Source organism: Enterobacter sp. NFIX59, assembly GCF_900113755.1.
Taxonomy (GTDB): Bacteria; Pseudomonadota; Gammaproteobacteria; order Enterobacterales; family Enterobacteriaceae; genus Enterobacter; species Enterobacter pseudoroggenkampii.
Genome location: NZ_FOQN01000005.1, coordinates 206,883 through 220,223, shown reverse-complemented (window position 1 = coordinate 220,223; position 13,341 = coordinate 206,883). Strand labels below are relative to the sequence as shown.

The 13,341-nt window shown below is 57.2% G+C and carries 9 protein-coding genes; 2 read left to right on the top strand and 7 right to left on the bottom strand.

Going from position 1 to position 13,341, the window contains the following annotated elements:
• Nucleotides 1–4: 4 nt before the first annotated feature.
• The 5 genes from ygjJ to ebgR form a co-directional block, all read right to left on the bottom strand.
• The gene (ygjJ, locus tag BM007_RS17645; RefSeq protein WP_090420106.1) at nucleotides 5–1,063 is read right to left on the bottom strand and encodes a protein YgjJ; all 1,059 of its coding nucleotides are present in this window, start codon (nucleotides 1,061–1,063) and stop codon (nucleotides 5–7) included.
• 38 nt (nucleotides 1,064–1,101) lie between these two features.
• A complete protein-coding gene (locus BM007_RS17640; protein ID WP_090420104.1) occupies nucleotides 1,102–2,538 on the bottom strand; it encodes an amino acid permease in 1,437 nt (478 codons plus the stop codon).
• A 56-nt stretch (nucleotides 2,539–2,594) separates the two neighbouring features.
• Entirely contained in the window at nucleotides 2,595–3,044 is a 450-nt protein-coding gene (locus BM007_RS17635; RefSeq protein WP_032646754.1) for a beta-galactosidase subunit beta, read from the bottom strand.
• Nucleotides 3,041–6,124, bottom strand: coding sequence for a beta-galactosidase subunit alpha (gene ebgA, locus BM007_RS17630; RefSeq protein WP_090420100.1), 3,084 nt, complete (start codon nucleotides 6,122–6,124; stop codon nucleotides 3,041–3,043). The genes BM007_RS17635 and ebgA overlap by 4 nt, the downstream gene beginning before the upstream one ends.
• A gap of 146 nt (nucleotides 6,125–6,270) precedes the next feature.
• Entirely contained in the window at nucleotides 6,271–7,254 is a 984-nt protein-coding gene (gene ebgR, locus BM007_RS17625) for a transcriptional regulator EbgR (protein WP_090420097.1), read from the bottom strand.
• 138 nt (nucleotides 7,255–7,392) lie between these two features.
• Between ebgR and BM007_RS17620 the strand changes: the two genes are divergently transcribed.
• Nucleotides 7,393–7,725, top strand: a complete 333-nt coding sequence (locus BM007_RS17620) for a tRNA-binding protein (RefSeq protein ID WP_024907583.1) — start codon at nucleotides 7,393–7,395, stop codon at nucleotides 7,723–7,725.
• A 71-nt stretch (nucleotides 7,726–7,796) separates the two neighbouring features.
• On the opposite strand, the gene tkt is transcribed toward BM007_RS17620, so the two are convergent.
• Together tkt and tal are read right to left on the bottom strand one after the other, a co-directional pair.
• Entirely contained in the window at nucleotides 7,797–9,785 is a 1,989-nt protein-coding gene (tkt, locus tag BM007_RS17615; protein ID WP_032646746.1) for a transketolase, read from the bottom strand.
• A 19-nt stretch (nucleotides 9,786–9,804) separates the two neighbouring features.
• A complete protein-coding gene (tal, locus tag BM007_RS17610) occupies nucleotides 9,805–10,755 on the bottom strand; it encodes a transaldolase (protein ID WP_090420094.1) in 951 nt (316 codons plus the stop codon).
• A 246-nt stretch (nucleotides 10,756–11,001) separates the two neighbouring features.
• Between tal and maeB the strand changes: the two genes are divergently transcribed.
• The gene (gene maeB / locus BM007_RS17605; RefSeq protein ID WP_024907586.1) at nucleotides 11,002–13,281 is read left to right on the top strand and encodes an NADP-dependent oxaloacetate-decarboxylating malate dehydrogenase; all 2,280 of its coding nucleotides are present in this window, start codon (nucleotides 11,002–11,004) and stop codon (nucleotides 13,279–13,281) included.
• Nucleotides 13,282–13,341: the final 60 nt, after the last annotated feature.

Here is a 13,341-nt window from a genome sequence, read left to right as displayed (position 1 = left end):
CCTTTTACCAGTAGACGTATTGCATCAGGAAGACCTGGTCGCTCGGGTCGCCGGAGGCATTTTTCATGTAAAAGCGGCTGTCGGCTGCGGTGGCAAAGCGTCCACCGCCGTACTCATACCAGATGCCGAACTGCATAAACGAGGTCGTTTCATCGGCGGCATGGTCCGGGCGATGCTTTGCGTAGCTGTAAGCGGTGGAGAGATAGACGCCTTTTAACGCTTCAACCATGGCGCTGACCATATAGCCGGTTTCAGTCCCGGAGACGTCCTTGCCGCTGGCGCGTCCGGTGTGATGCCAGGCGCGCGCCGCCAGGTTGGGGGACAGAATGCCGGTCAGAAACAGTTGTCCCGTGCCGTCGGTGACCTCAAGTCCGTTCATCCAGGTGACATCTTTGACGATGTCATACTGGATATAGCCATTCGCCATCGCCGGATAGGTATACTTATCGTCATAGCGATCGTATTTACCAAAATGCAGCCAGGCTTTGCTCTCGTCATGGTGCCCCGCAGGCGTGGCGGTGACGCTGTAGCGCAGGTTCCCGGAGCGGTTTTGTACCTTGAGCGCGTACATAATGTCGCGGGTGTTGGGGATCACGTAGCCCAGATCGGGCGTGAAATCTCCCCACCACTGCAGGTCATCAAGGGAGGAGTCCTGACGCAGGCTGAGCATGATCTCGGTGTTGCCGTCGGTTTTGTAGCCGCCGTAAAAGCGGTTAAGCCCACCTTCGAATCCGCCCCAGCTGTGGTCAGGCACCCAGGCGTTCCCCTGATGGTCAGCCTGTACGGTCCAGCCCTCGCCGTAAATCAGGCCGAACCAGTGCCCGTATTTCATTTCCAGACCGCTCTCAATGTAGGTGCCGTCACTGTATTTATGTTTATTCTGACCTTCTAAATCCATATATCCGCCAACCCCCAGCTCGCCATAAAAACGAAACGACGGAGAGGTAATTTCCGGGGTTCGGGTATCGTCATGTTCAGCGGGTCGGGCTTCTTCTGCGGCAAATGCCGGGCAGCAGAAAGAGAGGGCAGCGAGTGCCCCAATTGTTTTCTCTTTAATTTTCATGCACTCATCCCAGTGAAAAAATATCCATGCCTTCAGCGTTAGTGAAGATTTGAGGCAGGTGACGCTTCTGTTTGTTGTTGTTCTTTTGATAATCCCTTGACGTATTTGCTGTATTTCCACCAGGCAAATCCGAGGAATAACACAATGCCACCGACGTTATAGAAAATAATCGTCAGAATATTGGCACCGGTGGGGAAAGTTGAGGCCACAAAGCCGATGGCAAAAATCACAATCAGCATCGACACCACCACCATGCCCATGGTGCGTGAGCCCATTTTGAAGTCGCGCGGGAGATGATCGAGCTTACGGCGCAGGTTCAGGTAGGCCAGCATAATGAACAGCGGCGGTAACATTGACGCGGCGGCGGTCATATTAATGACGGTATTCATCAGCTCCTGCGCGGTATTCGACCCCATGGTTGGGATAATCATGAGCGGAATGACGATCAGATACTGGATCCACGCCGCCCGCGCCGGTACGCCGTTCTCGTTCAGCGCCACGGTTTTTGGCCCAAAGATGCCGCTTGGGATCTCAGAGAAGAAGATTTTGACCGGGGTTGCCGTCCACATCAGCAGGGAGCCGAACATTGCGGTAAAGGAGACCAGGCCGACGAAGCGGTTCATCAGCACTTCCGGCAGGCCAAACCATACCGCCAGGCCGTGGAACACCTGTACCGAACCACCGGTGAATTTCAGCTCTTTGCTGCTGATAAAGACGTTAATCAGCACCGAGGAGATGGAGTAGAGCACGCCGATGAAAATCCCCGCCAGAATGATCACCCTGACGAAGGATTTTGACCCGCCCTTCACGTCGTTAACGTATACCGCAACGGACTCTGCGCCCCCGGCGGCCATAAATATCCAGGTGGTGATGCCGAGGAAGGCCCAGTTGAAGTTGGGGATCATCGCGTCAACGGTAATCGGGTCGGCTGGCTGCACGCCGCCCACCAGCGCCGCGCCGGCCAGAAGAATATAGGAGAGGGTCAACAGCAGCATGAGCGTTGAGGTCACCGACGTGATCGGCCCCAGCATCTTCGCCCCGTTGGTGGACACCCAGGTCGAGAAGGCGAACAGCACCATGCTCAGTACCGTGGTGGCAAACGGCGTAAGAATGTACTCATAGCCCAAAAAGGCGTAAGAGGCGTAGGCGATGACGCGCGGTAATAACGAGGTGAAGAAAAACAGGTTCACGAACCAGTAGGTGTAGGCGGTAATAAACGCCCAGCGCCCGCCCAGCGAGCTTTTCACCCAGGCGTACACGCCCGCTTCGGAGTTTTTATTCAGGGAGACAAACTCCGCGATGATTAAGCAGAAAGGAATAAAGTAGAACAGGGTGGCTAAAAAGAACATCGGCGCGGAGGCCAGCCCCAGCTCGATGTTGTTATTAATCACGTTGTTAAAACTGAATACGGCGGCAAACGTCAGCGACAGCAGGCCGAATTTGCCGATGGTATTACGCTTGGTAGTTTCAGACATAACCTATCTCCGGGTACGAGGAGGATAGCGGTGCTTCATTGGCACCGCTGGATTTTTTATTTGTTATGGAAATAACCGTCTTCGATGGTCACATAGAGGACGACTTTTTTGGCTGGCGTTTCGCTGATAAAGCGATACGCCTCGTGGTTTTCACATATCACGATCTGTCCCTCCCGCACCTGTTCGGTATGGCCCACGCCTTTCAGGTATTCGCGGTCGGTTTCATCCCGGTAGCACTCCACAAGCTGAAGGGCGTCTTTTGCGGCGTACTCAATTTTCTGCGCGCCCTGCAGGTAGTAATGGACCTCGAAATAGCGGCGATGGCCGACGAACAGCGCGTCGGTGCTGGCATCATGGGTCACGCGGTAGGCCAGAGAGTCGCCAATCGAGTGGGCAACGCCGGGCTGGATGTGGTCGATGTTATTAATGGCCTCTGTGCAGCGCTGCCATTTGCGGCCCGTGCGATAACGCTGCTGGAACTGTTCCAGGCTGTCGAGAACGATCATTTTTCTGCCTCGCTATGCGAATTCATGGAGAAGAAACCGCTGCCGAACCGATGGCGCGCCAGCGTCTGCGCGGCGGTGTGTCCGCCTTCCAGCGGGAGCAGGGTGAAGCCGTAGCGGAACGGCCGGAACCAGACGCGCCAGGTATCCAGCACTTCGCTTCCCCAGGAGTTAGAGCCTAAGCCCAGTACCTGATGGTCGAGATTGAGGGTGATGTCCTCGCTGCGACGCAGTTCGTTGCAGTGCTGCGCGGCGTGGATGTTCTCTGCCGTGTAGTGCCAGGCGCTGAAATGGATGGGCTGCTCAGGCATCACCAGCAGGCCGCTGCCGTGACGGCTGGCGAGCGTTGCCCAGCGCACCTGCTGACGGTTGCCGTTGTTCTGCGGGAACGGGTAGTTTTCGAACATTTCGTCCACCGTGGTGTGCCACAGGTCTATGGTGCTGGCCTGCTGGCTGTCCGGGTAGTTCTCTCCAGGGCCGCGTCCGTAGTAGCTTACCTGGTCGAATTCGCCGTTGATGCCGAGGGTAAAGCCGATGCACGGGATAATGTGCGGATAATCACCGTAGCGTTCACCGCTCAGCTCAACGTTAATTTGCCCGTCGGCGGCAATGCGCCAGCGATAGGTGCAGCGCATACCAAAATCAAACACCGGCGGGGCAATCAGCGTGCGGGTGGTAATGACGATCGCATCGTCCTGCTGCTCGACCTCAAAACCGCGCAGGTGCTCCTGCATAATCTGCAGATGGTTGGGTTGCCACAGCCCCTCATACTCCTGCTTGTGGTTATCAATCATCGGTTTGAAAAAGTTAATCTTTGGTTCACGGGTGATGTTTTCCTCACCGTTAACCAGCCAGGAGCAGAGTTTCCCCGTCACTTTTGAGAAGCGTGCGCGGAAGTTATGCCCGATCACGGTACAGTTCAGACGGTCTTCTGCCAGCCGCAGCGGTGTGGCGTTAGCGTTACTAAACGGCGTGGCGTGAGCCGTGCACGCTTTTAGCGGGAACTGATACACCGCAATCTCGTGCCCCGCTTCGCTGTAGCGCGTGCGGCTGTTTTTGCTGATGCGCACGGTCAGGAACGCTTCGCGCTCGTCGAGTTCGGGCAGGTTCAGGCTCACGCTGCGGGTGCTGTTGGGGGCCAGCCCGGAAATTGTCAGCGGCTGGCTGTGCAGGGTTTCACCTTCGGCACGCACCTCAACGAGCAGGGTGTAATCATCCAGGCTGGTGAACCAGAAGCGGTTTTCAACGTGCAGCTCGCCGTTCTGCCAGCGAAGTTTGACCGGGGCAATCACCTGCTTATATTCACGCAGGCCCGGACCCGGCGTTTGATCGGAGTAGATCAGCCCGTCGAGGCAGAAGTTGTAGTTATTCGGATAGTCACCAAAGTCGCCGCCGTAGGCGTAATACGTATTGCCGCTGGCATCTGCCGCCTGAATACCGTGGTCGCACCACTCCCAGACGTAGTGGCCCTGAATGCAGTCGTGGCGATCGAAGACGTTTTGATACTCGCTCAGACCGCCGGGGCCGTTGCCCATCGCGTGGGCGTATTCGCAGATAACGCGCGGTTTGGCGTGGGGATACTCGCCGAACAGGTTCATCAGCGGCACGCGGGTGTACATGGTGGAGATGATATCCACCACCTCGGCGTCGCGATCTTCTTCGTAATGCAGCAGGCGCGTGTCGTCCAGCGCCTTTGCAGCCCGGGCCATGGCGCGGATATTACAGCCGTAGCCGGACTCGTTTCCAAGCGACCAGATGATGATGGAAGGGTGGTTTTTCTGGGCGTGAATATGGCGCTCGATGCGCTCAACGTAGACATGTTCCCACACCGGATCGTCCGTGATGCGGCTCAGGTCGCCGACGTTGGCAAAGCCGTGGGATTCCACATCCGTCTCCGCCATCACGAACAGGCCGTAGAGGTCGCACAGCTCGTAGAAGCGCGGATCGTTGGGGTAGTGGGCGGTGCGCACCGAATTGATATTGTGCTGCTTCATCAGGATCAGGTCGCGCTCGACGCGATCCATGCCCACGGCGCGGCCTTTCTGGTGATCGTTGTCGTGACGGTTTACGCCGTGCAGCTTCAGGTAGCGGTTGTTCACGTAGAACAGGCCGTCTCGCACCTTGATGTCGCGGAACCCAATGCGCTGAGGGATAACCTCCAGCGTCTGTCCGTGCTCATCTTTAAGCGTTACGACCAGATGGTAGAGGTAGGGCGATTCCGCAGACCACTGCTGAGGCTGTTTGACCTCAATGCTAAAGGCGGTTTCCACGCTGCGGGTCACGGTCAGGCTGTCGGTAGTGCCCTGATGGATCGCTGCTTCGCCATCATACAGGGCATACTCCAGCGACACGGCGGATGCGTGCGGGGCCAGGTTTTCCAGCTCAAGCTGACAGAAGAGGGTGGCGTCTTTCCATGCCTCGTCAAAGGTGGTTTTGATCGTGACGTCGCGCACGTGAGTGGGATTTTTGCCGATCAGATAGACGTCGCGGAAAATGCCGGCCGTCCACCACATGTCCTGATCCTCAATGTAGGTCGAATCCGCCCACTGCAGCACCCGCACGCACAGCAGGTTTTGCCCGCCGTGCACCGCGTGGCTGATATCAAACTCGGCGGTCAGCCGGCTGCCCTTGCTAAAGCCAATGTAGTGACCATTCACGTAGACTTCGAAATACGTTTCGACGCCGTCAAACTTGATGAGGGTCTGCTTCCCCTGCCAGCCGTCCGATAGCGTGAAGTGGCGCTGATACGCCCCGGTCGGATTGTCTGTAGGCACCCACGGCACGTCGACCGGGAAGGGGAAGCCTTCGTCGGTGTACTGCAGCTGGCCGTGGCCTTCCATCTGCCACATGGCGGGTACGGTAATGTCGCCCCAGTCGGCCAGGTACTCAGAGGTGAAGTTTTCCGGTACCAGAAGGGGGTGGGTGAAAAAGCGAAAGTTCCACTTACCGCTCAGAGACAGAAAGTGGCTGCTGGCCTCGCGGGCAAAGGTGCGAGCCTGCGCGACGGTGTCGTATGAGAAGAAGTACGCTCGCGGCGGCAGCCGGTTCTCATGCGTGAGTTGAATATTTTCCCAGCGATTCATGCGATCTCCCTGTAGGGGGTAAACATCATTGCTGGAGATTTTAGTAAATATTTTACTAAATAAAATCAGTAATATTGATTTGCTTTAACTCGATCACGAAATAAAAAAATGCCGGGCATGCCCGGCAGTGTGTTAATCGAGGGGAATTAGCGGGTGGTGCCGCGCAGTTTCAGTACGCTCGGCACGAAAACCTGCAGCGGCAGCGTCCGGCCATCGCGGGCTTTTTCCAGCAGCAGGTTAACCCCCTGGCTGCCCATCATTTCCGAGTGGATGCGTACGGTAGAGAGCGGCGGGAAGGTGAAGCGGGCGGTCGGGATATCGTTCACGCTGATGAGCGAAATGTCCTCCGGGATCGCCAGCCCTTTTTCATGGATAGCGCGCAAGACGCCGATGGCTATCGAATCAGAGGCCACAAACAGGGCGGTAGGCCAGCTTGTCTGAGCCAGCATGGTTTTTGCCAGTTCGTATCCGGATGAGCTGGAAAAACCGCCGCGCCAGATATCCTGTTCTGACACCACCCCTTTCAGGCGACCATACTCGACAAAAGCGGCTTCGCGGATATCGGCTTTGCCGGGCTCATCTTCCCCACCGATAAAGCCAATACGCTTAACGCCCTGATCAATGAAGAAATCAACGATCTGCTTGCTGATGCGCGAGAGGTCAATATCGACGGAATCGAACGCGCTGCCGGGCTCGTGAAAATCGATAAAGCAGACGTTGTCCGTCAGGGCCATTGCGCTACGGCAGGTTGCTGAAGAAGGTTTGCCCACAATCAGTACGCCGGTAAGTTTTTTACTCTCTGGCAGGGTGGCATTGGCGTAACAGTTGCTCAGCTCGACGCCCAGTTTTTCACACTGTGTCTCAATACCGTGGCGGATGGCAAGGTAGTAAGGGTCGTTAATCTCCAGCTCTTGCTGGTAGCTGTAGAGCGCCAGAATGTGCTGCTGACCCACCGCGGCAGACTGCATTTTGCGGGACGTTGTGCTTTTGTATTCCAGCTTTTCCGCAATCTCCAGAATGCGGTGCTTGGTCTCTTCTTTTACGTTCAACGTTGGGTCATCGTTTAAAACCCGGGATACCGTCGCCAGCGAAACGCCAGCCTCCGTCGCGATGTCTTTGAGCGTAGCCATGTTTGTCCTTATTCCCCCACGTGATGACCCATTGTAAAGGATGAATCAGGACATGCATCCGTTTTTACTAAATATCCTGCCCATTGCTTCCGGCAAATAGCGTGCTAGTATTTAGTAAAACTTTACCAAGGAGAGAGCATGGACACGATAGCTTACGATGACTTTGCAAAGCTGGAGATCCGCGTGGGGACGATTGTGGACGTTAAGCGCCACGCCAACGCAGACAAACTCTATATCGCGCAGATTGATGTGGGCGGAAAAACGCTGCAAACCGTCACCAGCCTGGTGCCGTATTACCGGGAAGAAGAGCTTATGGGAAAAACGGTGGTGGTGCTGTGTAATCTGGCGAAAGCGAAGATGCGCGGCGAAACGTCTGAATGCATGCTGCTCTGCGCGGAAACCGATGACGCCAGCGAAAGCGTGTTGTTAACGCCGGAGCGGGCGATGGCGGCGGGTGTCCGGGTAGTATAAAAAAGGGTGGCAAAGCCACCCGATTTTCCAGGCCGGGTAAGCGACAGCGCCACCCGGCAACGCAGACCGCACTACAGCACGCTCAGCGCCTTCTCCACCACGTTCTCAACGGTAAAGCCGAAGTACGGGAACAGCTTATCGGCAGGGGCGGACTCACCGTAGCCCCGCATGCCCACAATCGCCCCTTTGAGCCCGACATACTTGTACCAGTAGTCGGCGATACCGGCCTCCACCGCCACGCGCGCCGCGACGTTAGAGGGCAGCACCGACTCCCGGTACGCCTCGTCCTGAGCGTCAAAAATATCCGTAGAAGGCAGGGATACCACGCGCACCGCGTGGCCTTCGGCGGTCAGTTTTTCCGCCGCTTTCACCGTGATTTCCACCTCGGAACCGGTCGCAATCAGGATCACGTCCGGCTTGCCGCCGCTGTCCTTCAGAATGTAGCCGCCGCGGGCGATGTTTTTCACCTGTTCCGGCGTGCGTTCAATCTGCGCCAGATTCTGGCGGGACAGAATTAATGCCGTTGGGCCGTTATGGCGTTCTACCGCCAGCTTCCAGCCCACTGCCGCTTCGACCTGATCGCACGGACGCCAGGTGCTGAAGTTTGGCGTCAGGCGCAGGCTAGCCAGCTGTTCAACCGCCTGGTGGGTGGGGCCGTCTTCTCCCAGACCGATGGAGTCGTGGGTATAGACCATAATCTGCCGCGCCTTCATCAGCGCCGCCATGCGCGCCGCGTTACGGGCGTACTCGACAAACATCAGGAAGGTGGCGGTGTACGGCACAAACCCACCGTGATGGGCGATGCCGTTGGCAATGGCGGTCATCCCGAACTCGCGCACGCCGTAGTGGATATAGTTCCCGGCAATGTCCTCTTTCAGCGATTTCGAGCCGGACCAGATCGTCAGGTTGCTTGGCGCCAGGTCCGCCGAGCCGCCGAGCAGTTCGGGCAGAATAGGGCCGATTGCGTTCAGGGTATTTTGCGACGCCTTACGGGTGGCGATTTTCGCCGGGTTGGACTGCAGGTTTTCAATCAGCGCCTGGGTTTTATCGTCCCAGTCTTCCGGCAGACCGCCGCTCATGCGGCGGGAGAACTCGGCGGCCAGCTCCGGGTGCGCTTTTTTATAAGCGGCAAATTTCTCGTTCCAGGCGTGCTGGGCCTTCTCGCCGTCTTCACGGGCATCCCAGGCTCTGTAGATCTCTTTTGGGATCTCAAACGGCGGGTATTTCCAGCCCAGCTTCTGCCGGGTCAGCGCCACTTCCTCCTCGCCCAGCGCCGCGCCGTGCGCCTCCTCTTTGCCCGCCTTGTTCGGCGAGCCGAAGCCGATGACCGTGCGGCAGATAATCAGGGACGGTTTGTCCTTCACGCTCTGCGCTTCCTGAATCGCTTTTTTCACCGCCTCAGGGTCGTGACCGTCAATCTCATGCACCACGTGCCAGTGGTAGGCCTCGAAGCGTTTTGCCGTGTCGTCGGTAAACCAGCCCTCGGTCTCCCCGTCGATGGAGATGCCGTTGTGATCGTAGAACCCGATCAGCTTGCCGAGCCCCAGCGTGCCCGCCAGGGAGCAGACCTCGTGGGATATCCCCTCCATCAGGCAGCCGTCACCCATAAACACGTAGGTGTAGTGATCGACAATCTCGTGGTCCGGCTGGTTAAACTGTGCCGCCAGCGTACGCTCGGCAATCGCCAGCCCGACCGCATTGGCCAGCCCCTGACCGAGCGGCCCGGTGGTGGTCTCTACGCCCGGCGTATAGCCAATCTCCGGGTGCCCAGGGGTTTTGGAGTGCAGCTGGCGGAAGTTTTTCAGCTCCTCAAGCGGCAGATCGTAGCCGGAAAGGTGCAGCAGGCTGTAGAGCAGCATTGAGGCGTGACCGTTGGAGAGAATAAAGCGGTCGCGATCGTACCAGGTGGGGTCATTCGGGTTGTGCTTCAGGAAGTCGTTCCACAGCACTTCGGCAATATCGGCCATGCCCATCGGTGCGCCGGGGTGGCCGGAATTGGCTTTCTGCACGGCATCCATGCTGAGGGCGCGGATGGCATTGGCGAGCTCTTTACGGGACATAGTTCACTCCGTGGCAAGGTTAAAGTTTGGCGGCGAGAAGGTCTTCAAGTTTGCGCTGGTCGACGGCGAACAGGCGGATACCTTCCGCCAGTTTTTCCACAGCCATCGCGTCCTGGTTGTGTTCCCAGCGGAACTCCGCTTCGGTCATGGTTTTCGGTTTTGGCAGAACGGTGGAGGTGGGCACCAGCTTACGGATCACCGTCTCTTCTTTGTCCTGTAGCTCCTGGAGCAGGTTAGGGGAGATGGTCAGACGGTCACAGCCTGCCAGGGCGAGGATCTGCTCGGTACGGCGGAAGCTGGCCCCCATCACGATGGTTTCGTAGCGGTGCTGTTTGTAGTAATCGTAGATGTTACGGACCGATTTCACGCCCGGATCCTCATCCACCACGTACGGATCCATCGGCTGTTTTGCCTGATACCAGTCGTAGATGCGCCCGACAAACGGTGAGACGAGGAACACGCCCGCTTCCGCGCAGGCGCGCGCCTGGGCAAACGAGAACAGCAGCGTCAGGTTGCAGTGGATACCCTCTTTTTCCAGCACCTCTGCCGCGCGGATGCCTTCCCAGGTGGAGGCGAGCTTGATCAGAATGCGTGATTTATCGATGCCCTGATCCTGGTAGAGCTCCACCAGACGACGCGCCTTATTAATGCTTTTTTCTTTATCAAATGAGAGGCGGGCATCGACTTCGGTCGAGACGCGTCCCGGAATGCTTTTCAGAATTTCTGTACCAAAATTAACCGCCAGCTTGTCGCTGGCTTCGGCGACCTGCTGCTCCTGCGTTTTCCCGCGCTGTTTACCGTAGGCAATGGCGTCATCAATCAGATGGCTAAAATGGGCAAGCCCGGCCGCTTTGAGCAGCAGCGAAGGGTTGGTGGTCGCATCCTCCGGCTGATAGTGGCGAATCGACTCGATATCGCCGCTGTCTGCAACCACGGTGGTGAATTTTTTGATGCCGTCTAGCTGGTTCATAAATGATTACTCCTTGGAAATAAAAGCGTTAGCTGAGTGCGTTAGTTCACACTTCTGGAAAAATCATGATGGACTTAACAAAAAAGCATAGCAGACGGGGGAGGCATTGCTTTTGAGACGGGTAACATGGCTGTTATAAATTGATAACAATTTTTAATGTGTGATGGTGAGAGTTTGGCAGCCTTCAAAGTTTATGCGCTGTCCTGCGGCGATACTATCTGACCGATACGTAAAAGGAATAACAAGATGGACGATCAGTTAAAACAGAGTGCCCTCGATTTTCACGAGTTTCCTGTCCCGGGGAAAATCCAGGTCTCCCCAACCAAGCCGCTGGCAACCCAGCGCGATCTGGCGCTGGCCTATTCGCCGGGCGTAGCTGCCCCGTGTCTGGAAATTGAAAAAGACCCGCTGGCGGCCTACAAATACACCGCGCGTGGCAACCTTGTCGCCGTGATCTCTAACGGCACGGCGGTGCTGGGGCTGGGCAACATCGGTGCGCTGGCCGGTAAACCGGTGATGGAAGGGAAGGGGGTACTGTTCAAGAAATTCGCCGGTATCGACGTGTTCGATATCGAGGTGGATGAGCTCGACCCTGACAAATTCATCAACGTGGTGGCCGCGCTGGAGCCGACCTTCGGTGGGATTAACCTGGAAGACATCAAAGCGCCGGAATGTTTCTATATCGAGCAGAAGCTGCGCGAGCGTATGAACATTCCCGTGTTCCATGATGACCAACACGGGACCGCGATTATCAGCACCGCCGCGATTCTGAACGGCCTGCGCGTGGTAGAGAAAAATCTCTCCGACGTGCGCATGGTGGTTTCTGGCGCAGGCGCCGCGGCCATCGCCTGTATGAACCTGCTGGTGGCGCTGGGTATGCAGAAACACAACATTGTGGTCTGCGATTCCAAAGGCGTTATCTATAAAGACCGCGAGCCGAACATGGCGGAAACCAAAGCGGCCTATGCGGTGGAAGACGACGGTAAACGCACCCTGGACGACGTGATCGACGGCGCGGATATCTTCCTCGGCTGCTCGGGTCCGAAGGTGCTGACCCAGGAGATGGTGAAGAAGATGGCGCGTGCGCCAATGATCCTGGCCCTGGCGAACCCGGAGCCGGAAATCCTGCCACCGCTGGCGAAAGCGGTGCGTGAAGACGCCATTATCTGTACCGGTCGTTCTGACTACCCGAACCAGGTCAACAACGTGCTCTGCTTCCCGTTCATCTTCCGCGGTGCGCTGGACGTCGGCGCAACGGCGATCAACGAAGAGATGAAGCTTGCCGCCGTTCACGCCATCGCGGAGCTGGCGCACGCCGAGCAGAGCGAAGTGGTCGCGTCTGCGTATGGCGACCAGGATCTGAGCTTCGGTCCGGACTACATCATTCCAAAACCGTTCGACCCGCGTCTGATTGTCAAAATTGCTCCCGCGGTGGCCAAAGCGGCGATGGACTCCGGCGTGGCGACGCGTCCGATTCACGATTTCGACGCTTACGTCGATAAGCTCACCGAGTTTGTCTATAAAACCAACCTGTTCATGAAGCCAATCTTCTCCCAGGCGCGCGCCGACGCGAAGCGCGTGGTGCTGGCGGAAGGGGAAGAGGCGCGCGTGCTGCACGCCACCCAGGAGCTGATCACCTTAGGCCTGGCGAAACCGATCCTGATTGGTCGTCCGAGCGTGATTGAGATGCGTATCCAGAAGCTGGGCCTGCAGATTAAGCCGGGCGTCGACTTCGAGATCGTTAACAACGAATCCGATCCGCGCTTCAAAGAGTACTGGAGCGAATACTACGCGATCATGAAGCGTCGGGGGATCACTCAGGAGCAGGCGCAGAAAGCGGTGATCAGCAACACGACGGTGATCGGCGCGATCATGGTCCATCGCGGCGAGGCGGATGCGTTGATCTGCGGCACCATCGGCGATTACCACGAGCACTTTAGCGTGGTGCAGGAGATCTTTGGCTATCGCGACGGCGTCCATACCGCCGGGGCGATGAACGCGCTGCTGCTGCCAAGCGGCAACACCTTTATTGCTGATACCTACGTTAACGACGATCCTACCCCGGACGAGCTGGCGGAGATCACCGTGATGGCCGCCGAGACCGTGCGTCGCTTTGGTATCGAGCCGAAGGTGGCGCTGCTGTCGCACTCTAACTTTGGTTCGTCTAAATCCGCGGCGGCCTGCAAAATGCGTGAGACGCTGGCGCTGGTGCGCGAGCGCGCGCCGGAGCTGATGATTGACGGGGAAATGCATGGCGATGCGGCGCTGGTAGAGAGCATCCGTAACGAACGTATGCCGGACAGCCCGCTGAAGGGATCGGCTAACATCCTGATTATGCCGAACGTGGAAGCGGCACGTATCAGCTATAACCTGCTGCGCGTCTCCAGCTCTGAAGGGGTGACCGTAGGACCGGTACTGATGGGCGTGGCGAAACCGGTGCATGTGTTAACGCCGATTGCCTCCGTGCGTCGTATCGTGAACATGGTGGCGCTGGCGGTGGTTGAGGCGCAGACGCAGCCGCTGTAATATCACTTTAATTTATTTCCGGCGCGGGTTTCTCCCGCGTCTTTTTATTTTCCCTTTCTT